Source organism: Amycolatopsis sp. NPDC059027, assembly GCF_042739735.1.
Taxonomy (GTDB): domain Bacteria; phylum Actinomycetota; class Actinomycetes; order Mycobacteriales; family Pseudonocardiaceae; genus Amycolatopsis.
Map to the genome: position 1 here is coordinate 88,278 of NZ_JBHYIK010000027.1, position 21,621 is coordinate 109,898.

At 70.9% G+C, this 21,621-nt stretch carries 20 protein-coding genes; 10 read left to right on the top strand and 10 right to left on the bottom strand.

Features of this window, described 5'->3' with window-relative positions; all coding sequences use genetic code 11:
* Positions 1-133 precede the first annotated feature (133 nt).
* Positions 134-328 carry a hypothetical protein gene (locus ACFWY9_RS20290; protein ID WP_378330703.1) on the bottom strand — a complete coding sequence of 65 codons (195 nt, stop codon included), beginning with the start codon at positions 326-328 and terminating at the stop codon, positions 134-136.
* 147 nt (positions 329-475) lie between these two features.
* Here ACFWY9_RS20290 and dinB point away from each other — a divergent pair, with 147 nt between their 5' ends.
* From dinB to ACFWY9_RS20305, 3 genes are all read left to right on the top strand, one after another.
* Positions 476-1,672, top strand: coding sequence for a DNA polymerase IV (gene dinB, locus ACFWY9_RS20295; RefSeq protein ID WP_378330704.1), 1,197 nt, complete (start codon positions 476-478; stop codon positions 1,670-1,672).
* 122 nt (positions 1,673-1,794) lie between these two features.
* Positions 1,795-2,091 (top strand): hypothetical protein, encoded by a 297-nt coding sequence (locus ACFWY9_RS20300; RefSeq protein WP_378339552.1) that lies wholly within the window; start codon positions 1,795-1,797, stop codon positions 2,089-2,091.
* Positions 2,092-2,109: 18 nt separating this feature from the next.
* Positions 2,110-2,949 carry an alpha/beta hydrolase gene (locus tag ACFWY9_RS20305; RefSeq protein WP_378339553.1) on the top strand — a complete coding sequence of 280 codons (840 nt, stop codon included), beginning with the start codon at positions 2,110-2,112 and terminating at the stop codon, positions 2,947-2,949.
* Between the two features lie 3 nt (positions 2,950-2,952).
* Here the strand turns inward: ACFWY9_RS20305 and ACFWY9_RS20310 are convergent, their stop codons facing one another.
* The 5 genes from ACFWY9_RS20310 to ACFWY9_RS20330 form a co-directional block, all read right to left on the bottom strand.
* Positions 2,953-4,128 carry a fumarylacetoacetate hydrolase family protein gene (locus ACFWY9_RS20310; protein ID WP_378330707.1) on the bottom strand — a complete coding sequence of 392 codons (1,176 nt, stop codon included), beginning with the start codon at positions 4,126-4,128 and terminating at the stop codon, positions 2,953-2,955.
* A 128-nt stretch (positions 4,129-4,256) separates the two neighbouring features.
* On the bottom strand, positions 4,257-4,832 hold the full coding sequence (locus ACFWY9_RS20315; RefSeq protein ID WP_378330708.1) for a cadmium resistance transporter: 576 nt from the start codon (positions 4,830-4,832) through the stop codon (positions 4,257-4,259).
* A 92-nt stretch (positions 4,833-4,924) separates the two neighbouring features.
* Positions 4,925-5,917 (bottom strand): aldo/keto reductase, encoded by a 993-nt coding sequence (locus tag ACFWY9_RS20320; protein ID WP_378339555.1) that lies wholly within the window; start codon positions 5,915-5,917, stop codon positions 4,925-4,927.
* A 124-nt stretch (positions 5,918-6,041) separates the two neighbouring features.
* Positions 6,042-7,847: a murein biosynthesis integral membrane protein MurJ gene (murJ, locus tag ACFWY9_RS20325; RefSeq protein ID WP_378330710.1), complete on the bottom strand. Its 1,806-nt coding sequence runs from the start codon at positions 7,845-7,847 to the stop codon at positions 6,042-6,044.
* Between the two features lie 51 nt (positions 7,848-7,898).
* Positions 7,899-8,573 carry a TetR/AcrR family transcriptional regulator gene (locus tag ACFWY9_RS20330; protein ID WP_378339557.1) on the bottom strand — a complete coding sequence of 225 codons (675 nt, stop codon included), beginning with the start codon at positions 8,571-8,573 and terminating at the stop codon, positions 7,899-7,901.
* Positions 8,574-8,668: 95 nt separating this feature from the next.
* Here ACFWY9_RS20330 and ACFWY9_RS20335 point away from each other — a divergent pair, with 95 nt between their 5' ends.
* From ACFWY9_RS20335 to aspS, 3 genes are all read left to right on the top strand, one after another.
* Positions 8,669-9,412: an ABC transporter ATP-binding protein gene (locus tag ACFWY9_RS20335; protein ID WP_378339558.1), complete on the top strand. Its 744-nt coding sequence runs from the start codon at positions 8,669-8,671 to the stop codon at positions 9,410-9,412.
* A gap of 189 nt (positions 9,413-9,601) precedes the next feature.
* Positions 9,602-10,750 (top strand): S8 family peptidase, encoded by a 1,149-nt coding sequence (locus ACFWY9_RS20340; protein WP_378339559.1) that lies wholly within the window; start codon positions 9,602-9,604, stop codon positions 10,748-10,750.
* 311 nt (positions 10,751-11,061) lie between these two features.
* Entirely contained in the window at positions 11,062-12,354 is a 1,293-nt protein-coding gene (gene aspS / locus ACFWY9_RS20345; RefSeq protein ID WP_378339560.1) for an aspartate--tRNA(Asn) ligase, read from the top strand.
* A gap of 357 nt (positions 12,355-12,711) precedes the next feature.
* Here the strand turns inward: aspS and ACFWY9_RS20350 are convergent, their stop codons facing one another.
* From ACFWY9_RS20350 to ACFWY9_RS20360, 3 genes are all read right to left on the bottom strand, one after another.
* A complete protein-coding gene (locus ACFWY9_RS20350; protein ID WP_378330715.1) occupies positions 12,712-14,160 on the bottom strand; it encodes a gamma-aminobutyraldehyde dehydrogenase in 1,449 nt (482 codons plus the stop codon).
* Between the two features lie 30 nt (positions 14,161-14,190).
* The gene (locus tag ACFWY9_RS20355) at positions 14,191-15,606 is read right to left on the bottom strand and encodes an APC family permease (protein WP_378339562.1); all 1,416 of its coding nucleotides are present in this window, start codon (positions 15,604-15,606) and stop codon (positions 14,191-14,193) included.
* A gap of 417 nt (positions 15,607-16,023) precedes the next feature.
* Entirely contained in the window at positions 16,024-16,956 is a 933-nt protein-coding gene (locus ACFWY9_RS20360) for a phosphatase PAP2 family protein (protein WP_378339563.1), read from the bottom strand.
* A gap of 123 nt (positions 16,957-17,079) precedes the next feature.
* Between ACFWY9_RS20360 and ACFWY9_RS20365 the strand changes: the two genes are divergently transcribed.
* Genes ACFWY9_RS20365 through ACFWY9_RS20375 form a run of 3 tightly spaced genes read left to right on the top strand, consistent with a single transcriptional unit; the run spans position 17,080 to position 19,705 of the window.
* On the top strand, positions 17,080-17,763 hold the full coding sequence (locus ACFWY9_RS20365; RefSeq protein WP_378330718.1) for a response regulator: 684 nt from the start codon (positions 17,080-17,082) through the stop codon (positions 17,761-17,763).
* 11 nt (positions 17,764-17,774) lie between these two features.
* Positions 17,775-19,208, top strand: a complete 1,434-nt coding sequence (locus tag ACFWY9_RS20370; protein ID WP_378339565.1) for an ATP-binding protein — start codon at positions 17,775-17,777, stop codon at positions 19,206-19,208.
* The gene (locus tag ACFWY9_RS20375) at positions 19,205-19,705 is read left to right on the top strand and encodes a hypothetical protein (protein ID WP_378330720.1); all 501 of its coding nucleotides are present in this window, start codon (positions 19,205-19,207) and stop codon (positions 19,703-19,705) included. The genes ACFWY9_RS20370 and ACFWY9_RS20375 overlap by 4 nt, the downstream gene beginning before the upstream one ends.
* Here ACFWY9_RS20375 and ACFWY9_RS20380 read toward each other — a convergent pair.
* The gene (locus tag ACFWY9_RS20380; protein ID WP_378330721.1) at positions 19,653-20,291 is read right to left on the bottom strand and encodes a TetR/AcrR family transcriptional regulator; all 639 of its coding nucleotides are present in this window, start codon (positions 20,289-20,291) and stop codon (positions 19,653-19,655) included. The two genes, ACFWY9_RS20375 and ACFWY9_RS20380, sit on opposite strands and share 53 nt — an antisense overlap.
* Before the next feature lie 66 nt (positions 20,292-20,357).
* Between ACFWY9_RS20380 and ACFWY9_RS20385 the strand changes: the two genes are divergently transcribed.
* Positions 20,358-21,620 carry an FAD-dependent oxidoreductase gene (locus tag ACFWY9_RS20385; protein ID WP_378330722.1) on the top strand — a complete coding sequence of 421 codons (1,263 nt, stop codon included), beginning with the start codon at positions 20,358-20,360 and terminating at the stop codon, positions 21,618-21,620.
* The last annotated feature ends 1 nt before the right edge of the window (position 21,621 follow it).

Consider the following 21,621-nt stretch of genomic DNA (forward strand, 5'->3'; position numbering starts at 1 on the left):
GTGGGGGGGGGGCCGTTCCCCGCTTGTTTTAAGCTTTGGGTTTGGGGGCGGGGGGGGGCTCGCGACCCTCCCTTCCGCTAGATAAACGCGAACGGAGCGTTCGCGACATCGGTGTGCCCGACGAGCGGCGACGTCAGCGACGGGGCCCCTGGTTCCGGCCCACCGCCCGGCCGATGAAGAAGCCGATGAGCAGGCCGACGATGAGGCCGATCGCGATGAAGAAGATGACCGTGGCGGCGGCGATCTTGCCGACCGTGCCGAGGAAGCCCTTGGCCTCGATGTCCTGTGCGACGGCCATGGCCTGGAGTAGCGCGTACTGAGTGCTCATGCGATCGCCTCGCTCCGCGACACAGTGTTCGATCCTTTTTGGCGCATGATGTCCATGATTCGCTCGCAAGCTTCGCTCATGAAGCCAGGATGGCACCAGCCGCCGCGCTTCGCCGCGCCGGGAACTGTCGGTGGGTCATGCGAACATATGTTCGTGACCAACGAGGGCCCCATCCTGCACGCCGACCTCGACTCGTTCTACGCGTCGGTCGAACAGCGTGACGATCCCAGCCTGCGATCCCGCCCGGTGATCGTGGGCGGGGGCGTCGTGCTGGCCGCCAGTTACGAGGCGAAGGCCTTCGGCGTGCGGACGGCGATGAGCGGCGGGGAGGCGCGGCGGCTGTGCCCGCACGCCGTCGTGGTACCGCCCCGGATGTCGGCCTACTCGGCGGCGAGCAAGGCCGTGTTCGCGGTGTTCGAGGACACGACTCCGCTGGTCGAGGGGCTCTCGATCGACGAGGCGTTCCTCGACGTCGGCGGCCTGCTCAAGATCGCGGGCACTCCGAGCGCGATCGCCGCGCGCCTGCGGCGGGAGGTCACCGAGCGGGTCGGGCTGCCGATCACGGTCGGCGTCGCGCGGACGAAGTTCCTCGCGAAGGTCGCCAGCGGCGTCGCCAAACCGGACGGGCTGCTCGTCGTCCCGCACGACGGGGAGCTGGCCTTCCTGCACCCGCTGCCGGTGGAGCGGCTCTGGGGCGTCGGCAAGGTGAGCGCGGCCAAGCTGCGCGAGCGCGGCATCAGGACCGTAGGCCAGGTCGCCGCACTGCCGGAGGTGGATCTCACCTCGATGCTCGGCCGCGCCACCGGGCGGCATCTGCACGCGCTGGCGCACAACCGCGACCCGCGCCCGGTGCAGGTCGGGCGCCGTCGCCGCTCGATCGGCGCCCAGCGCGCGCTGGGCCGCCGGGAACGCTCCCCCGCCGAGCTCGACGTCATCCTCATCGCGCTGGTCGATCGGCTCACCCGCCGCCTCCGCGCCGCACGGCGGGTGTGCCGCACCGTCACGCTCCGGATGCGGTTCGCCGATTTCAGCCGGGCGACCCGGTCCCGGACGCTGACCGAGGCGACCGACCACACCGAGACGGTCCTGTCCGCGGCGCGCGGCCTGCTGGCCACGGCCGCTCCCCTGGTCGATACGCGCGGTCTGACACTGCTCGGCTTCGCGCTGTCCAACCTCTCCCACGACGACGCGGTCCAGCTGACGCTGCCGTTCGACCAGCACCAGACGACCGCGCTGGACACCACGCTCGACACCCTCCGTGACCGGTTCGGCCGTACCGCGATCACCCGCGCCGTCCAGCTGGGCCGGGACGAGGGGCCCACGGTGCCGCTGCTGCCCGATTGACCGGCCGTCCGGCCGGAAAAATCACCCAAAAAACCCAGGCCGATGTCGAATCCAGCACTACGTGTTCGACCTCTTAGTAGGAGGCGCACGAAGCGCCCACGGCACCGGAAGGGGAACGGGCCATGAACACGACCACCGTCACCGAGTTGCGGGCCAGGCGAACGCCGGAACCGCCGGTGAGCCACCGGGGGATGGCGATGCTGCGCGCGGTCGGCGCCGGGCGTGCCCAGCTGACGCTGAGCCAGGAGCCGGACCTGTTCGTCGACGGCGTCCCGTGCTGCGATCAGTTCACCGCGCACACGCTGGCCCATCAGGGACTGCTGCGGCCGGGGCGGCCCGGCGCGGTGGGCCAGCGGGTGCCCGCGGTACTGACCGCGGCGGGCCGGGCACTGGTCGCGCCGGGGCACGCGGCGGCCTGAACCCGCTAGAGTCCGGATGTGCGTGACGTACCGGGCGACGGGAAACGGCTGTCGTACTACCAGTTCGGCAGCACGGCGCTCTTCGCTTCCCAGTACGACCAACGGTTCTCCTACTGTCTCCACGTCCCGCGCGGTTATTCCGAGGACGACGATCGCCGGTATCCGCTCGTCGTCGCCGTGCACGGGACGGCCCGCACCGTGCAGACCTGCCGCGACGAGTTCGCCGGGTTCTGCGAGGAGCACGACTGCATCGTGCTCGCTCCCCTGTTCCCCTGCGGTATCGGCGAACCCGGCGAGCTGAGCAACTACAAGTACATCTCCTACCGCGGCATCCGGTACGACCACGTCCTGCTCGCGATGATCGAGGAGATCGCCGGGATCTGGCGCGTCGAGGACGACCGCTTCCTCCTCACCGGTTTCTCCGGCGGTGGCCAGTTCGTCCACCGGTTCACCTATCTGCATCCCGGCCGGCTGCGCGCGGTCTCCATCGGCGCCCCCGGCGTGGTGACCCTGCTCGACGCGGACCACCCGTGGTGGGTCGGTGTCGGCGATCTCGAAGAGCGGTTCGGCACGCCGCTCGACCTGGCCGCGTTGCGCCGCGTGGCGGTGCACATGGTCGTCGGCGGCGCGGACACCGACACCTGGGAGATCACGGTGACGCCGGACAGCCCGCGTTATCAGCCCGGCGCGGACCTGCAGGGCGCGAACCGGATCGACCGGATCACCGCGCTGGCCCGCAGTTTCGAACGGCACGGGGTCGCGGTGCGGCTGGAAGTCGTGCCGGGCGCGATCCACGAGCGGGAGCCGCTGATCCCGTCGACGCTCGCCTTCTTCCACTCCGTCCTGAGTGGACAGTAGAGGTCAGCCGGGCAGCAGCCCGCGGCGCGCGAGGTTCGCCATCAGCGCCCGCACCCCGAACGTCCACGGCTCCGCGGTCTCGGCGTGCGTCACCGTGTTGACCAGCGTTCCCAAAGCCGGACAGGCGATCCGCACCACGTCGCCGAGGTGGTGGGTGAAGCCGCCGCCCGGAGTGTCCCGGTCCTCGGTGGGCGCGAACAGGGTCCCGGTGTAGAGCAGGAACCCGTCCGGGTACTGGTGATGCGGGCCGATCACACTGGCCACCAGCTCCAGCGGGTCGCGGCTGATGTACCGCATCGAACTCGCGCCGTCGAGGACGAACCCGTCCTCGCCTGCGACCCGCAGGCGCAGCTCGGCGGTGCGGACGTCGGCCATGCCGAAGTGATCGTCGAACAACCGCAGGAACGGCCCGAGCGCGGCGGAAGCGTTGTTGTCCTTGGCTTTCGGTAGCAGCAGCGCGCTGCGTCCCTCGATGTCCCGCAGGTTGACGTCGTTGCCGAGGGTGGCGCCGACGATCCGGCCCGCGGCGGTGACCGCGAGCACGACCTCCGGTTCCGGGTTGTTCCAGGCAGACACCGCGGCGACGCCGATGCGCGCGCCGTGGCCGACCGCCGCCAGCAGCGGCGCCTTGGTGAACACCTCCGGCTCCGGGCCGATGCCGACCTCCAGGTACTGCGACCACAATCCCTCACGGCGCAGCCATTCCTTGGCCGCGGCGGCTTCCGGCGATCCGGGGACCACTGTGGACAGTGTGCCGCCGATGGCGCGTTCGACCTCCGCCCTGACCGCGGCGGCGCGGGCCGGGTCCCCGCCCGTCTTCTCCTCGATGACCCGTTCGGTGAGGCTGCCGGCGAAGGTGACCCCGGCCGCCTTGAGCACTTGGAGGTCGGCGGGCGCGAGCAGTCGCGGTACCGCTTCGGACGGCACCGTGGCGAAACTCGCGGCGAGGACGTCCGCCAGCGGCCACGACCGCGCGGCGGGCGCGGTCCTGGCCAGTGCCACCGGATCCGCGGACTCGGTCAGATCGGCGAGTGTCGGGGTGACGGGCGTGAGGTCGGCGAGTTCGTCGCCCCGCACCGCGACGACGCACGGCCCGCCCTGCCCGGGATCGTGCACGCGCCCGACCAGCGTCGCGCGCCACGCGTCCTCGGGAAGCGTTTCCCTTGCGGTGACCAGCAATCCGGGTGCCCTTCGCCGTCCGAGCCGTGCTCAACGTAAACCGATCACGCCACGGGGTCAACGAGGCGGCTCAGCCGAAGTTCACCGCCGCCAATATCTCCTTCACGGGACCACCTCGCCGGTCCCGATCAGTGGACGGGAGTGCACAGGATCAGCAGGCCGATCCCGATCAGTACCACCGGCAGCACGACGTGCCCCCAGCGGGCGAGCACGCGGGCGATCGGCGGACGTGTGGCGAGAAACCGGCCCGCGCCACACCAAACCGCCACCAGCGCCAGGAACACCACGGCGTACACGACCAGCTCTCTGGTTCCCGCCGCGGCGAACACCGGCACGTACACCCCGACGTTGTCCCCGCCGTTGGCAACGGTCACTCCCGCCACGGACAGAATCGCCACCCGATCCGCCGGTGGCGCGTCGTCCTCGGCGTGACGCCCGCGCCACGCGAGCCACCCGGCGCGGAGGCCGATCAGCAACGGCAGCAGCCCGAGCCAGGGAATCATCCGCTCCGGCAACAGATCGGCGCCCAGCGCGCCGCAGATCGAGACCGCCAGGATCGCGGCGAACCCCAGATACTGCCCGGCCACCACCCGGACGGCGCCACCGCGCTCCCCTGCCGCCTTGGCGAAGAACAACGCCAGGAGCACGAGATCGTCCACATTGGTCACCGCGAACACACCCGCGGCCGGACCGAGCTGCCCCACGCCGTCCTTCCTACCGTCGTTTCCGGTACGACACCCGGACAGGGTGACGTGCCCGTCACCGAGCTGGACGCCGTGCGCGTCGAGCCCACCGGCTAACCCCGAGCGACCTCAGCGGTGTGCGCGGGGATGTAGCGCTCGCCCATCACCTGGTCGCTCAGCGGGTCCAGTGCGGCCAGCGCCTCGGCGTCCAGGGTGAGCTCCAGGGCGGCCGCGTTCTGCTCCAGCCGGGCCGGGCTGCGGGTGCCCGGAATGGTCGCCACCGCCACCCCGAGCCGCTCGGCCTGGGCGTACACCCAGGCCAGCGCCACCTGGGCCGGGGTGGCACCCAGCCGGTCGGCCACCTCGCGCACGGTCCGCGCGATCTTCTCGTTGGCCTCGCCCGCCTCGCCTGCGAAGCGGGGGTTGGTGCGCCGGAAGTCCTTCTCGCCCAGCGTGGAGCGGTCCAGCGTGCCGGTCAGGAACCCCCGCCCCAGCGGCGAGTACGGCACCAGCCCGACCCCCAGCTCGGCCATCACCGGAGTGACCGCCTCGACGTCTCGGGTCCACAGCGAGTACTCGCTCTGCACCGCGGTGATCGGGTGCACCGCGTGCGCCCGGCGCAGCAGCTCGCCGCCGACCTCGGACAGGCCCAGATGGCGGACCTTGCCCGCCTCGACCAGCTCGGCCATCGCCCCGACGGTCTCCTCGATCTCCACGTCCTGGGGCGGGCGGTGGGCGTAGTACAGGTCGATCACCTCGACGCCCAGCCGCAGCAGCGAGGCGTCACAGGCGCGCAGCACGTAGTCCCGGGCACCGCGGATGCGGCGTGCCCGGTCGCCGGCGCTGCGGTCGATGCCGAACTTGGTGGCCAGCTGCACCTGCTCGCGGCGGCCGTGGACGGCCCGGCCCACCAGCACCTCGTTGTGCCCGGTGCCGTAGGCGTCGGCGGTGTCCAGGAACGTGATGCCCAGTTCCAGGGCCCGGTCGATGGTGGCCAGGCCGCCGTCCCAGTCGGCGGCGCCGTAGCTCTCGCTCATCCCCATGCACCCCAGGCCCATCGCGCTGACAGCGAGACCGGGCGAGCCGAGCGTGGTTCGGGTGATCATGCGCGGATACTCCTCCTGCCCGGCCGGCCGGGCGGTACCTCGAGGGCTGACGAACGTTTCCGACGCTAGGACCTGGAGCGCGCACCAGGTCAAGCCGGAGGACCGGCACGGGGATGTTCGATGGTCAGGTACGGGTGCGCAGCACCGGGAGGAACCGGGCGGCCCTGCGGGTTATCGGGTGCATTTCCGGGATCTTCAGCGCGGCCAGCACCCCGAAGGACACGGCGAGTCCCACAAGGCACTCCAGTGGCAGTCTGATCCACGCCTGGAGCACCGGCCCGAGCGCCCCGGGGACGGCGAATCCGGCGAGTACCGCGGTCGCCGCACCGAGGACGCTGGCGCCGCAGGCGTACAGGACGACACGCAGGGCACGTTTGCTGCGCAGGTGCCCCAGCCGCACCCAGAGCCAGATCTGGCCCAGGATGGCGCCGACGAAATAGGCCGCGGCGTTGACCAGCATCGCGCCGAGCGCGATGTGCTCGCCGTCCAGCAGCACGGGGCACAGGAACAGCAACGGGATCTTCACCGCCGTCATGACCAGCATGATCAACGTCGGGGTGCGGGCGTCCTTCATCGCGTAGAACACCCGCAGCTGCAACATCACCAGCGCGAAGGGCAGCAGGCCGAAGGCCGCGATGGCCAGCGTCTGGCCGAGCCGGTCGGCGTTCGCGATGCTGCTGGTGCCCCAGGTGGCGAAGACGACGATCCCGATCGGCGCGCCCACGACGGCGAGCACCCCGGACACCGGCACGAACACGACGGTGGACAGCCGGGCGGCGAAGGACAGATCGCCCACCAGCCGCCGGGTGTCGCCGTCGGCGGCGGATCGGCTCATCCGGGGCATGATCGCGGTGAGCAGCGAGACGCCGAGCACGCCGTAGGGCAGCTGGAATAGCAGCCACGCATAGGTGTAAGCGGTGACTCCGCCCTCCGTACCGCGGGTCAGCACCCGGGTCGTGACCACGAAACCGGCCTGGCTGACGGCGACGTAGCCGACGATCCACGCGGCGAGGCCGCCGAACTCCTTCATCCTCGGGTCGAGGCCCCACCGCCAGCGGAACCGGAACCCGCTGCGGGCCAGCGCGGGCAGCAGTGTCACCGCCTGCACGACGATGCCCAGTGTCACGCCGACGCCGAGGACCAGCAGTTTGGGGTCGCCCATCCGGACCGGATCCAGCGAGATCTCACCGGGCATCAGCGCATACACCGTCAAGGTGACGATCACGACCAGGTTGTTCAGGACCGGCGCCCACGCGGGCGGCCCGAAGACGTTCTTCGCGTTCAGGATCGCCGAGATCAGCGCGAACAAACCGTAGAAGAGGATCTGCGGCAACAGCAGATAAGCCAGCGCGGTGACGAGTGCCGGGTTCGCCTCCGGTGCGGACCGGTCCACATACAGCGCGGTGAACGCCGGCGCGGCCGCGACGGCCAGGACCGTGCCGAGCGAGAGCACCACCAGCGCCATCGTCACCAGCCGCTGCGCGTAGGCCTGCCCACCGTCCGGATCGTCGTGCGACCGGACCAGCAGCGGGACGATGACGCTCGCCAGCACGCCGCCGAGCAGCAGTTCCACCACGATGTTGGGCAGGGTGTTCGCGATGTTGAACGAGTCGTTCACCGCGCCCGTCCCGGCCACGACGGCCAGCAGGACCTTGCCGAGGAAGCCGGTGACCCGGCTGGCCATCGAAGCCACCGCGATCCGGCCGCTGGACCGCGCCAGCGAGCGGCCGGGGGTGACCGGCTCGACGACGTCCGCCGGGATGCGGGCGATGACCCGGGTGGCGAGCTCGTCATAGGGGCGCCCGGCGTCGAGGTCGCGAGTGGGCCACCCGATCGCCCCGCTCGCCGGATAACGCGGAAGCAGGACCGTTTCCGCCTCGGCGGGGTCCCCGCCGAGGGCAGTCCGGTTTCCGCGGTGCTCGTCAGCCATGCCCCTAGCCTGCCAGGCGCGAGGACGCCGGGCGGGGCGCCGACGAGGACGTCACGTCTTCTTCGCCGAACCCCTCACCACCGCGCGCTCCCCTTCCGCATCTTCCGGCGCGCCCAGATAGGCGAGCGTCATCTCGGTCGTTTCGGTGGCCCATCTGGTCCAGCTCAGGCCGTCGGACCAGAACCGGCAGGTGGCGGCGCGGTGCACACAGGAGCCGATCATGGTGCGGGCGGCCATCCGGACGGCCCGCGCGCGATCCGGGCGGCGGACCTCCTCGCGACAGGGCTGAACCGCTTCGACGAAAGCGTCCTGGATCGCGGCCAGCGCCTGGAGACCACGGTCCCGCCCCTCGGCACGCTGGCCGTCGAGCAGTTCGGGGAAGATCCGGTCGTGGCGTGTGAAGGTGCGCGCCAGCGCATGGGCGAACGCTCCGACGACGCCGTCCAGCCCGGGCGCCGGTGAGCGAAGCGCTTCGCCGACGGCGGTCTCCAGCTGTCCGAGCAACTGGTCCTTCACGGCGTGCAGCAGCTGGTCCTTGCCGGAGAACCGGCGGTAGATCGCGCCCACCGACATCCCCGCCCGCTCGGCGACCGCCGCGACGGTGAACTCCTCGATACCCCCGTCCGCGAGCACGTGCTCGGCGGCGGCCAGCACTTTCTGCAGGGACTCCCGGCTGCGAGCTTGCTGCGGCGGGCGAAAACCCTGCTCGACGGATTGCTGACGCACCGGCCGCACGTTACCTCCCACCGGCAGGCACCCGGACGCCGGCCAGATGCGAATGATAACTTGCATTCGCATCTGACGGCTTGAAGGGTGGCAGCATGGTGAGCATCGAGGTGCGGGGTGCCTCTGTCGATTTCCCGATCTTCGACGCCAAGACCCGGTCGCTGAAGAAGCAGGTGCTCGGCAAGGCCGGCGGCAAGATCGGCACCGGGGCCAGGGTCCCGGTCATCGAGGCGCTGCGGGACATCACCCTGTCGCTGAGCGAGGGCGACCGGGTCGGCCTGGTCGGGCACAACGGCGCCGGAAAATCCACGCTCCTGCGGTTGCTGTCCGGCATCTACGAACCGACCCGGGGCAGCACCCGGGTCATCGGCAGGATCGCGCCGGTGTTCGACCTCGGCGTCGGCCTGGACCCCGAGGTCTCGGGCTACGAGAACATCCTGATCCGGGGCCTGTTCCTCGGCATGAACCGCAGGCAGATGGAAAAACGGGTCGGCGACATCGCGGAGTTCACCGAACTCGGCGACTATCTGCGCCTGCCGTTGCGCACCTACTCCGCCGGTATGCGAGTACGGCTCGCACTCGGCGTGGTGACCACCATCGACCCCGAGATCCTCATCCTCGACGAGGGCCTCGGCGCGGTCGATTCGGCGTTCCTCGCCAAGGCACGCGGGCGGCTGGTCGACCTCGCCCGCCGCTCCGGGGTGCTGGTGTTCGCCTCGCACGCCGACGAACTGCTGCGGGAGCTGTGCACCACCGCCCTTTGGATGGACGAGGGCCGGATACGCGGGCACGGCTCACTGGACGACGTCCTCGCGGCCTACAAGGGCCGGGAACCGTGACCCCGCGGACGCGACAACATTCCACAGTGGACAAAAACACGTCCGCCGTTCGCCCGTGAACCGACGAAGGTAGGGCGGCCGTTCGGCGCCTTTTCCCGGCGGCACGGAGCAATCGGCGCGCCGACCCGATCGCGGTGTGGCCGGTTCGCCTTAGCCTGCGATGGTCGGCGCGCACGCACGGGAGGCGTGATGAGGACGGGAACGTGGTTGGCGGCCGTGGCGATGACGGCCGGTGGCCTGGTGGGCCTCACGCCCGCCGCCGAGGCCGCCGTGCTGGGCGCGAGCGCGCCCGGCGCGATCGAAGGCAGCTACGTCGTGGTGCTGAAGGGAGAATCCGCGCCGAGTGACCTGGCCGCCCGGTACCCTGCCACCGTCGTCCGCACGTTTTCCCATGTGTTCCACGGTTTCTCGGCGCGGATGACCGCACACCAGGCGCGACGGCTCGCCGCCGACCCGGCGGTTTCCTACGTACAGCAGAACCAGCGGGTGAAGGTCGCCGGAGACCAGCCCGATCCGCCGTCGTGGGGACTGGACCGGGTCGACCAGCGACAGCTGCCGCTGGACGGCCATTACCGGTATCCCACCACGGCTTCCGACGTCACCGTCTACGTGGTCGACACCGGCGTGCGGGTCACGCACCAGGACTTCGGCGGCCGTGCCGTGTGGGGCACGAACACCGTGGACAACCAGAACGAGGACTGCCACGGGCACGGCACGCACGTCGCAGGCACCGTCGGCGGCCGGCGCTACGGCGTGGCCAAGGGTGTCCGGCTGGTCTCGGCGAAGGTGTTCGACTGCGGCGGCGAGGGCAGCAGCGAAAACGTGGCCGCGGCGCTGGACTGGGTGGTGGCCGACCACAGGTCCGGCCCGGCCGTGGCGAACATGAGCCTCGGCGGCGACGCCCCCGACAAGGTCATCGAGGACGCCGTCCGGCGGACGATCGCCGACGGCGTGGTGACGGTCGTGGCGGCGGGCAACGAATCCGACGACGCCTGCCGTCATTCGCCTTCCCGGGTACGCGAGGCGCTGACCGCGGCGTCGAGCGACTCCTCCGACGCGCGCTCGTACTTCTCCAACTACGGCAGCTGTGTCGACCTGTTCGCGCCGGGCGAGAGCATCACTTCGGCGTACAACGGCAGCGACACGGACTCGGCCGACCTGTCCGGCACGTCCATGGCGACACCGCACGTGTCCGGCGCGGCGGCATTGGTGCTCTCACGCAACCCCACGCTGACCCCGGCCCAGGTCGCGACCGCGCTGGTGAACGACTCCACCAAGAACGTGATCTCCGGCGCGCAGGGCTCACCGAACCGGCTCCTGATGGTCAATCCGGGGTAGCCGGAAATTCACGCGCGTCCGTGGCGGCCGGTCCCTTATGCTGCACGGCAACGCGATGACGGAGACGAGTAGCCGAGGGACCACGCGAGTCCGAGAGAGCCGCCGGTAGCTGCGAAGGCGGTCTCGCGCCCGAGGCGAAGACCCTCCCGAGTGCGGGGAGGAACGGCTTCGGCCCCATGCCCCGCCGGCAGGCCCCCGTGATCGGGCCGCGAACGAGGCCGCCACGCATCGGCGGTGAAAGTGCGGTGGCACCGCGAGTTCCCTTCTCGCCCGCACTCCCAAGGGATCGCGCACAGCCACTCAGGAGTGTGATGATCCACCGTGTTCTCGCCGCCGACCTGCCCCGGCACGTCGGCGAGCACGTCGAAATCGCCGGCTGGGTACACCGGCGCCGCCCGCTGAAGTCCGTGACGTTCCTGGTGATCCGGGACCGCTCCGGGCTCGCGCAGGTGGTCGCGGACCCGGCGGAATTCCCGCGGCTGCCGGAAGAAACCGTGGTGCGCCTGCGCGGCAGGGTGACCGCGAACGCGCAGGCACCCGGCGGCGCCGAACTCACCGAACCGGCCGTGGTCCCGCAGCCGGAACCACTCCGGCCGCCGCCGTTCGACCTCTACCGGCCGACCGTTCCGGCATCGTTGCCCACGATCCTGGACAACGCGCCCGTCGCCCTGCGGCACCCCTTGCTGAAAGCACGGTTCACGATCGCGGCGGCGAGTGTCGCCGGGTTCCGGGAATCCCTTGCCACGCAAGGGTTCACCGAGGTCCACACGCCCAAGATCGTCGCGACGGCCACGGAGTCCGGCGCGAACGTGTTCGAGATCGGCTTTTTCGGGCGTCCCGCGTATCTCGCGCAGTCACCGCAGTTCTTCAAGCAGGCCCTCGTCGGCGTGTTCGAGCGTGTGTACGAGGTGGGGCCGGTGTTCCGCGCCGAGCCGCACGACACGGCGCGGCATCTCGCGCAGTACACGAGCCTGGACGCCGAACTCGGCTTCATCACCGACCATCGTGACGTGATAGCCGTGCTCCGGCAGGTCCTCGCGGGCATGGTCGAGGGCGTCGCCGTCCGGGCGGCCGACGCCGTCGGGCTGCTGGGCGTGGAACTGCCCCGGGTCCCCGAGGAGATCCCGGAGATCACGTTCGCCGACGCGCAGGAACTCCTCGCCCGGCACACCGATGAGGACCCTCGTGGCGAACCCGACCTGGCGCCCGCGCACGAACGCTGGCTCTCCGGCTGGGCCCGGCGCGTCCACGGGTCCGAATTCCTGTTCGTCACCGGGTATCCGATGGCGAAGCGGCCCTTCTACACACATCCCGACCCGGCGGAGCCCGCGTACTCGCGCAGTTTCGACCTGCTGTTCCGCGGACTCGAACTGGTCACCGGCGGGCAGCGGCTGCACCACTACCCGGACTACGTCGCGGCACTGGAAGCTCGGGGCGAATCCCCTGCGGACTACCACGACTACCTGGCCGCGTTCGCGCACGGAATGCCGCCGCACGGCGGATTCGCCCTCGGGCTCGAGCGGTGGACCGCACGGCTGACCGGCGACGACAACGTCCGCCGGACGACGCTCTTCCCCCGCGACCTCCACCGCCTCACCCCGTAACCGGAGGCGGCCCCGCGCTCACCGCCGTGCAGGAGGCCTTCACGGCATTCCGCGCCGTACGCGGGCGCGGGGCGCGTCCTGAACGACGCGTACGGGACGTTGATCGTCTCGAACGCGTCGTTCGCGACATGGCGGCTGGGCAGCAGGGAGTCCGTGCGCTACAGCGCGAGCGAAACGGGCAATACGGCACAGCGGAGCAATTCGCGGGGAGTGCGATGCCGGTAAGGCCACCTTACGGGCGTCCGACGCCCTCAAGGTGGCCTTACCGGCACCTGAATCCTGGGTGACCCGGGATTTCTGGCGTGGGCAGGTGAAGGGCACCGGTGAGCCGAACGGCTTCGCTCGGCCCTTCGTGGCTCAGTCGATCGCGGACATCACGTGCTTCACGCGGGTGTAGTCCTCCAGCCCGTACATCGAGAGATCCTTGCCGTAGCCCGAATGCTTGAAGCCGCCGTGCGGCATCTCGGCCACGATCGGGATGTGCGCGTTGATCCAGACGCAGCCGAAGTCGAGCCGCTTCGACATCCGCAGCGCGCGGGCGTGGTCGCGGGTCCACACCGAGGACGCGAGCCCGTACTCGACGCCGTTGGCCCACCGGACGGCTTCGTCCTCGTCGGTGAACCGCTGCACGGTGATGACCGGGCCGAAGACCTCGTCGGTCACGATCTCGTCGCCCTGGTTCAGCCCGGAAACCACGGTGGGCGCGTAGAAGTAGCCCCGCTCCCCGACCCTCGTCCCTCCATTGTGGACCTCCGCGTGGCCGGGCAGCCGGTCGATGAACCCGGCGACGCGGGCCAGCTGGTCGGCGTTGTTGAGCGGACCGTACGCGGCTTCGGCGTCCTCGGGGCCGCCGGTCCGTGTCGCACGCGCCTGCTCGGTGAGCGCGGCGACGAAGTCGTCGTGCACGCCCGGCGCGACCAGTACCCGCGTCGCGGCGGTGCAGTCCTGGCCCGCGTTGAAGTACCCGGCTTCGGCGATGGCAGCGGCCGCCGCCTCGACGTCGGCGTCGTCGAAGACCACGACCGGGGCCTTCCCGCCCAGTTCGAGGTGCACCCGCTTGACGTCGGCGGCCGCCGCGCCGGCGACCGCCATCCCGGCACGGACCGAGCCGGTGATCGCCGCGAGCTGCGGGATCCGGTGCGAGACCAGCGAGCGCCCGGTGTCCCGGTCGCCGCAGACGACGTTGAACACGCCAGGCGGCAGGAACTCCCCGGCCAGTTCGGCGAGCAGCACGGTGGAGGCCGGGGTGGTGTCGGACGGTTTGAGCACGATCGTGTTCCCGGCCGCGAGCGCGGGCGCGATCTTCCAGATCGCCATCATCAGCGGGTAGTTCCACGGCGTCACCTGTGCGCAGACGCCGATCGGCTCGCGCCGGACGTAGGAGGTGAAGCCCCGCATGTACTCACCGGCCGACTTGCCCTCCAGCACGCGCGCCGCGCCCGCGAAGAACCGCAGCTGGTCGACGGACGCGGTCAGCTCCTCGCTCTTGGTCAGCGCCAGCGGCTTCCCGGTGTTGGCCGACTCCGCCGCGACGAACTCGTCGGCGCGCTTCTCCAGCGCATCGGCGATCTTCAGCAGCGCGAGCTGGCGCTCGGCGGGCGTGGTGTCCCGCCAGGTCTCGAAGGCTTTGGCGGCGGCGGAAACCGCGCTGTCCACATCGGACTCACCGGCGAGCGGCGATGTGGCGTAGACGGTGCCGGTCGCCGGGTTCACGATGTCGAGGGTGCGTCCGTCGGCGGCGTCGGCGAACTCCCCGTTGACGAAGTTACGGAAGACTTCCTTGTCACTCACTGGTGTTTTCTCCATGGTCGAAGGGTGCTGATGCGCGGTGCGGTGCTAGTTCTCGGGAACGGTCACCACCCAACGCTCGCCCGCGCGCGGCCGGAGGTAGCACCGCCAGTATCCGGCGGCCAGCACCACGACCGCGAGCGTGATCACCAGATCGGACGCTTTCTGCTGGGACAGCACGTAAAGCAGGACGACGGCGGTCAGCACCGGCAGCACCGGCCAGCCCCACATCCGCCACGCCGCGGCCTGGCGGTGCTTCCCGCGCCGCGCCGCCAGCGTCGCCGCGACCACCCCGAAGTAGAGCGCGGCGACCACCACGCTGGTCACCCCGTTGAGCGTGGCGATCGGCACCAGGCACAGCACGGCGCCGGAAACGCCGACCACCAGGGTGGCGGGCCACGGCGACGAAAACCGCGCGCCGATCGTGCCGAGCACGCGGTTCACCCCGTCCGGCCAGGCGCGATCGCGGGCCGAGGCATAGAGCACGCGCGAGTTCTGGATGACCATCACCACGACCGCGTTGACGATGGCGATCGCGATGGAAAGGCTGACGAACACACCGACCGCCGAGTTGCTCCAGCCGGTCACCATCGCCGCCACGTCACCGGCGGCGAGCGTGGCGGCGTCCGGAGCCCCGAGGACGATCGCGACCACCGGCACGAGCACCACCAGCGCGCCCGCGGCCAGCGTCCACAGCACCGTCCGGACCACGGTCCGGCGCGGCGTGCGCATCTCCTCGGAGAGGTAGATCGCGGTGGTGAAGCCCTGCAGCACGAACAGGGCGACCGCGAGCCCGGCGATGATCGTGACCGGGCCGAGCACGCTCCCCTGGCCCGGCTCGGCCAGCGTCGGCTGGACCAGCACCGACGCGGGACGCTGTGCGTGCGCGAAGCCGAGGAAGGCCACGACCCCGGCGGCGACGACCTCCAGGCACAGGAAGACCCCGGTGATCCAGGCGTTGGCGCGCAGGTTGAGCAGGCCCATCACCGTGCCCAGCAGCATCACCACGACACCGACGACACGTTTGTCGACGTCGAGGACGGGCGCGAGATAGTCGGCCGTGCCGACCGCGAAGATCGGTGGGATGACCAGGACGACGACGAAGGACAGCGCGAACATCAGCCAGCCGGAAAACCGCCCGGCGACCGTGCCCACCATCGCGTACTCGCCACCCGCGCTCGGCACGAGCGTGCCCATTTCCGCGTAGCAGAAGGCAACCGCGACACACAGCACGCCGGCGAGCACGATCGTCAGCGCGGCGCCGGTGCCGGTGAGCGCGAGCAGTGGCGGGACGACGACGAACAACGAGGACGCCGGCGTCAGGCAGCTGAGCGTCAGCAACGTCCCGCCGAACACGCCGATCGAGCGCGGCAGCTTCCGCGGGCCCGGCCCGGTTTCGATGCCCGGCGAGCGCGCACCCTCGGCTGCGGAGGTGGCCGGAGGCGGGTCGGCTGTCATCGCCATGGGGCGCTCCCATCGATCCGGTCCGACGCAGGTTGTGACGCATGAAACAGCACGGATTCGGCGTCGTCAACCGGCACTTCGCAACGAAATCCGTTGTCAAAACGCGATCATGCGGCCGGATTTGATGTTCGAATGCGACGGTCGCCACGGTCATGGGTGGCCAGGCGCGACCGGCGGCTGGCGCTCGGGTTCGCTCCGCGCGGTGCGAAATCCGCAGCACGCCGCGGCCGGATTCGAGGAATTTCCTGACAGCGGCGCCGGAATCCGCTCGCCGCGAGACGCGCCGTATAGGTCGTTATACGATCGCGTCGAGGGACGCCTCCTGCCAGGCACTCAAGCGACAAGGTCGCAGCACAGTCCACAAAGGACTCAGGCGCCCCCCGCGAGGCGGACTCACGGTCCGCGGAGGGCGCGGGGCTACCGCCGGGTGGCCGAGGCGATCAGCGCCCGGTCCCGTGCCGACGCGCCGATCCTGCGGTCGAAACCGACCTTGTGCAGCGGAGCGGCGACGAGCACGACCACGACGATCGCCGAGACCGCCGCCAGCACCATCGCGGCCACGAACCGGGCAGCCTCCGAGGTCGCGCTGCTCAGCACCGCGAAACCGCCGAGCACCAGCGCCACCGGCGTGACGAGCCCGATCAGCACCGGGACCACGGGGATCCGGGTGCCGTCCGGCCGCCGCGAGGAGATCAACGCGGCCCCCGCGCACACCGCGGCGGCGACGAGCGTGCATCCGCCGAGCGTGTCGCTGAGCCGGTGCCAGCCGAGCGCGATCGTCGACGCGGACACCCACGCGGCGCCGAACGCGCCTGCCAGCAACACCGGGAGCCGGGCCTTGCGCGGCAGCACGACGGCGATCGCGAACAGCACGGCCATGGCGGCGCTGACGTGCCCGCTGGGGAAGCTGTTGTGGCCGGCGACACCGAGCCCGTCGCGGATCTCCGGCCGTTCGAGCACGTACAGCTTGAGCAGCTGGGCCAGCGCCAGCGGCGCGGCGAGCAGGAGCAGCGCGGACACCCCCACGGTGAACCGGCGGCGCACCAGCGCCACCACGACGAGCGCGATCGCGGTGCCGCCGAGGATCACGACGAGATCGGTCGACCGCAACGGCGTCGCCCAGTCCACAGTGGACTTCGCGATCGAATGGGCGCTGCGGACGACGCCGTTCTCCGCCCGCTGCCCTGCCTCGGTGCGGACGAACAGCAGGTACGCCGCCACGAAGGCGATGGCGAACCCCGCCGCGCTCGCCACGAGCACGGCGGTGCGTGACGCGGCACGCACCGCGAGTGCGTGCCGCGCCGCCGCGGGCCGGGTGGTCAAGGGTGCCTCGAAGAACGTCACTGCCATGTCCCCGAGTCTCGGCTCGGGATTTCGTCGTTCCGTCAGCGTGATGTCATGGTTTTGCTACAACTGCCCCGCCGGGTTGCCTGAATTCGCACTCACCCCCTCCTGTCGCGAATAATGACCGAGGTGGCGAAGGTGTTGGTGGTCGAGGACGACGCGTCCGTGCGGGAAGGGCTCGAACTGGCCCTGCGCAGGCAGGGACACGAGGTGTACACCGGGGATTCCGGCGAACGCGGCATCGACGTGCTCAAGGAACGGCAGCCGGACCTGGTGGTCCTCGATCTCATGCTGCCCGGAATGGACGGTTTCGAGACCTGCCGCCGGATGCGCGCGGCGGGCGAGATCCCGATCATCATGCTCACCGCGCGCAGCGACGACTTCGACATCGTCGCCGGGCTCGAAGCGGGCGCCGACGACTACGTGGTCAAACCGGTCGAACCGCGCGTTCTCGACGCGCGGATCCGCGCGGTGCTGCGCCGCGTGGTCAGCGAACGCGGCGACACCGGTTCCGCCGAGCGCCACGGCGACCTGGTGATCGACCGCGCCGCCATGGAGGTCGCCAAACACGGCGAGCGGGTCTCGCTGACCCCGACCGAGCTGAAGCTGCTGCTGGAGCTGTCCCGCACGCCGGGCCAGGTCTACAGCCGCCAGCAGATCCTCTCCGCGGTGTGGGACCACGACTATCTCGGCGACTCGCGGCTGGTCGACGCGTGCGTACAGCGGCTGCGCGCGAAGATCGAGGACGTGCCGGCCAAACCCGAGCACATCCAGACGGTACGCGGGTTCGGCTACCGGTTCGGCCGCTCGTGAAACGTCCCCGGTTGCGGTCGTGGCTGGCCGGGCTGCGGCCCCGGCTGGCCGCCGCGTTCGCGCTGGTGACCATCGTCGGCGCCGCGGCGGCGTCCGGGGCGACCTACGTCACGAGCCGCAACACCATCCTCGAAGGGGTCCAGAACCAGACCATGGACTCCCTGCTCGAACGGGTCAGGGCGAACATGATCATCCTGAGCACCCCGCCCACCCAGAAGTCGCTGACCACGTTCGCGAACACGTTGCCATCCGGCACCGTGGCGGTCTACCGGGACCTGCGCTCCCCCACCGGCCCGCAGCTGAGCGAAATCCCGCCCGAACTCCGTGCCGCCGTCGCCGCCGAGAACGTCATCCAGTTCCAGCGGGTCGCGACCCCCAGCGGGCCGCGGTTCGCGGTCGGGTTTCCGTTGATGACGAAGGGCGCCGACGGCCAGACCGTCCACAGTGGCGTCGAGGTCTACGCCACAGCGCCCCTGTACCAGCAGCAGGCCGCCATCGCCGAACTCGCGACGTCGGCCTGGCGGACCGCCGCGTGGGTCCTGCCGTTCGCGATCGCGCTGGCCCTGCTCGCCGCGCGCCAGGTGCTCCGGCCCGTCCGCGCGCTGAACACGGCCGCGAGCCAGCTCGGGCACGGCCAGCTCGATGTCCGGCTCAGGGCCAAGGGCTCCGACGAACTGGCCCAGCTCGTCACCACGTTCAACAACACCGCGGCGGAGCTGGAACGCACGGTCGGCACACTGCGGGAGATGGAGGCCGACGCGCGCCGGTTCGTCGCCGACGTCTCGCACGAGCTGCGGACCCCGCTGGCCGCGATGAACGCCGTCACCGACGTGCTCGACGAGGACGCCGGGCAACTGCCCGCCGACACCGCCGTGGCCGCCCGCCTGGTGTCCGCCGAGACGAAGCGGCTGACCCGGCTCGTGCAGGATCTGGTCGAGATCTCCCGCTTCGACGCGGGCCGGGCGGAACTCCGGCTCGAGGAATGGGACCTGGCCACCGCGGTCACCGACTGCCTCGCGGCGCGGGGCTGGCAGGTGGGCGAGGATCTGGTCGCCGATCTGCCGGACGGGCTCACCGCGACGCTGGACCGGCGGCGGTTCGACATCGTCGTGGCGAACCTCGTCGGCAACGCGCTGCGGCACGGCGCCCCGCCGGTCGAGATCCGCCTACGGTCCGAAGTGGACAGTGCGGGACGGGACCTCGTGGTACTCACCGTCACCGACCACGGTCCCGGTATTCCCGAGGAGGCGCTTCCCCGGGTGTTCGACCGGTTCACCAAGGCCGACACGTCCCGCGCGCGGTCCGAGGGCAGCGGGCTCGGCTTGTCGATCGCGCGCGAGAACGCCCGGCTGCACGGCGGCGACATCACCGCGTCGAACACCTCCGCCGGGGCCCGGTTCACCCTGTGGCTGCCCCGGTACGCGGCGACGGGAGCATCGTCATGAAGCGTTTCGCGAGGCTGTGCGCACTCGGGCTCCTGCTGCTGACCGCGGCGTGCGGGGTGCAGCCGACCGATGGAGCCGTCCCGGCCGGCCCGGCACCGACGCTGCCCACCCCCGGAGCCGAGTCGGGCACGCTGATCCTGTATTTCGTCCTCGACGGCCACCCGGCCGCGGTGGCCCGCTCGGTGGGCGGCCCGGTGTCGGTCAACACGGCGCTCTCGATCCTGTTGCGGGGCCCCGACCCGGACGATCGCGCTCGCGGCTACGGCACCGAACTGCCTCCGCCTGGTCCGGGCCTGATCGGCAGTGACCCCGGCTCCGACCGGATGGTGATCAGCTTGCCTTTCGCGGTGACGACGCTGTCGTCCACCGCGGTCAACCAGCTGGTCTGCACCGCGACCATCGCGGCGAAGCAGGCCAGGTCGCCGAGCTACTACGGGACCGACGTCACCCTGATCGGCCCCGACGGCCAGATCGCTTCGCGCGGCTGCCTGTCCTGACCGCCGGAAACCCGCTCACGACGTATTCGGCCGCCCGCGTCACGACGTCCGCCAGTGGCTCTCCGCCGGAATAGACGGCGAACCCGCTCTGCAGCGCGCCCATCACCGCACCGGTCAGCGTCGCGGCCATGGCCTCGGTGAGCACGTCCGGGTAGACCTTGTGCAACATGCGGGCCCAGCCGTCGGCGAAGACGGCGTTGCGCAGCAGGAAACCCGCCCGCAACGCGGGAACCGACGCGATGAGCCGGGCACGGACAGCGGTCAGCGGATCGTCGAGCGGGAAGCTCCACACCGGCGCCGTCGCGAGTGCCCGGACGGTGCGCGGTACGAGATCCGCGATCGGCTCCGAACCGTCCGCGGTGGCGAAGATCTCGTGCAGCACTTCGTCGTAGCGGTGCTGGTCGGCGAAGACGACGTCCTCCTTCGTGGCGAAGTAGTTGAAGAACGTCGCCGGGGAAACACCGGCTGCCCCGGCGATGTCGGCGACGGTGGTCTGCTCGTAGCCGTGTGCGTCGAACAACCGCAGCGCCGCCCCGATGAGCGAACGCCGGGTCTGTTCCTTCTTCGCCTCGCGCAGTCCCGCCATACCGGTCAGGTTACTACAGTCACTCTAAACTTAGAGAGACTCTAAGTTTGTGCTAGCGTCGGGACCATGACAGAACGAGTGCGCTGCTGCGTCGCCGGGGGCGGCCCGGCGGGCGTCATGCTGGGCCTGCTGCTCGCGCGAGCGGGCGTCGACGTCGTGGTGCTGGAGAAGCACCGGGACTTCCTGCGCGATTTCCGTGGCGACACCGTGCATCCCTCCACTCTGCGGCTGCTCGACGAGCTGGGGCTGGGCGAGCGGTTCGCCCGGCTCCCCCGCGGGATCCTCGAACAGATGCACCTGCGGCTCGGCGGGGCCGAGATCGCCGAGGTCACGGTGGCCGACTTCCGCCGGATTCCCGGGCGCCACAAGCACATCGCGATGGTCCCGCAGGCGGACCTGCTCGGCCTGCTCGCCGAGGCGGGGCCCGCCGAACCGGCCTTCGACCTGCGGATGGGCTGCGCCGTCGTGGATTTGCTCCGCGAAGGCGACCGGGTCACCGGCGTGCGCTACCGCGATCAGGACGGTGAGCTTCACGAGCTGCGCGCGACGCTCACGGTCGGCTGTGACGGCCGCTGGTCGACGGTGCGCGAGGCGATGGGCCTGCGGCTACGCGAGCTCGACGTGCCGATGGACGTCTGGCAGGTCCGGGTGCCGAAGGGCACGAACCCCCAGCAGGACAAGGGGGTCTTCGGCCGGTTCGGCGGCGGGCACGCCGCGGTCACGATGGACCGCGACGACTACTACCAGACCTCGTACCTGATCCCGAAGGGCCAGGACGCCTTGCTGCGCAAGGAAAGCCTGGCGGACTTCCGGACCAGGATCGGCGAGCTGTTCGGCTGGGACGCCGGGCAGCTGGCCGCGATCGAGTCGTGGGACGACGTGAAGTTCCTCGACGTGCGGATGGGACGGCTGGCCCGGTGGCACGTCGACGGCGCGCTGTGCATCGGGGACGCGGCCCATCCGATGTCGCCGGTGGGCGGGGTCGGGGTCAACCTCGCCGTGCAGGACGCCGTCGCGACCGCCGCGCTGCTCGCGGGACCGTTGCTGCGCGGCAGGGTCACCACCCGCGAGCTGGCCGCCGTCCGGCGGCGCCGGTGGCTGCCGATGGCCGCGGTCCAGCGGTCCCAGGCGGGCGAACACGCGATGATCATCAAGCCCGCCCTCGACGGCACCCTCGACGGGAACCGGCTGCCTCTGCCGCTGCGCCTGCTGCGCCGGATGCCGTTCCTGGCCGGGCTCACCGCCTACCTGGGCGGAATCGGGCTCCGGCCCGAGCACGCGCCGCCGTTCGCCCGCCGTCCGGCGTCTCCTGTGGACAGTCCTTTGTAGA

Excerpts from the sequence above, each read along its gene's own strand:
- murJ (WP_378330710.1), bottom strand. The coding sequence starts at position 7,847 with ATGGCTGACGAGCACCGCGGAAACCGGACTGCCCTCGGCGGGGACCCC.
- ACFWY9_RS20335 (WP_378339558.1), top strand. The coding sequence starts at position 8,669 with ATGGTGAGCATCGAGGTGCGGGGTGCCTCTGTCGATTTCCCGATCTTC.
- ACFWY9_RS20355 (WP_378339562.1), bottom strand. The coding sequence starts at position 15,606 with ATGGCGATGACAGCCGACCCGCCTCCGGCCACCTCCGCAGCCGAGGGT.
- aspS (WP_378339560.1), top strand. The coding sequence starts at position 11,062 with ATGATCCACCGTGTTCTCGCCGCCGACCTGCCCCGGCACGTCGGCGAG.
- ACFWY9_RS20350 (WP_378330715.1), bottom strand. The coding sequence starts at position 14,160 with ATGGAGAAAACACCAGTGAGTGACAAGGAAGTCTTCCGTAACTTCGTC.
- ACFWY9_RS20385 (WP_378330722.1), top strand. The coding sequence starts at position 20,358 with ATGACAGAACGAGTGCGCTGCTGCGTCGCCGGGGGCGGCCCGGCGGGC.
- ACFWY9_RS20290 (WP_378330703.1), bottom strand. The coding sequence starts at position 328 with ATGAGCACTCAGTACGCGCTACTCCAGGCCATGGCCGTCGCACAGGAC.
- ACFWY9_RS20300 (WP_378339552.1), top strand. The coding sequence starts at position 1,795 with ATGAACACGACCACCGTCACCGAGTTGCGGGCCAGGCGAACGCCGGAA.
- ACFWY9_RS20375 (WP_378330720.1), top strand. The coding sequence starts at position 19,205 with ATGAAGCGTTTCGCGAGGCTGTGCGCACTCGGGCTCCTGCTGCTGACC.
- dinB (WP_378330704.1), top strand. The coding sequence starts at position 476 with ATGTTCGTGACCAACGAGGGCCCCATCCTGCACGCCGACCTCGACTCG.
- ACFWY9_RS20380 (WP_378330721.1), bottom strand. The coding sequence starts at position 20,291 with ATGGCGGGACTGCGCGAGGCGAAGAAGGAACAGACCCGGCGTTCGCTC.
- ACFWY9_RS20320 (WP_378339555.1), bottom strand. The coding sequence starts at position 5,917 with ATGATCACCCGAACCACGCTCGGCTCGCCCGGTCTCGCTGTCAGCGCG.
- ACFWY9_RS20340 (WP_378339559.1), top strand. The coding sequence starts at position 9,602 with ATGAGGACGGGAACGTGGTTGGCGGCCGTGGCGATGACGGCCGGTGGC.
- ACFWY9_RS20360 (WP_378339563.1), bottom strand. The coding sequence starts at position 16,956 with ATGGCAGTGACGTTCTTCGAGGCACCCTTGACCACCCGGCCCGCGGCG.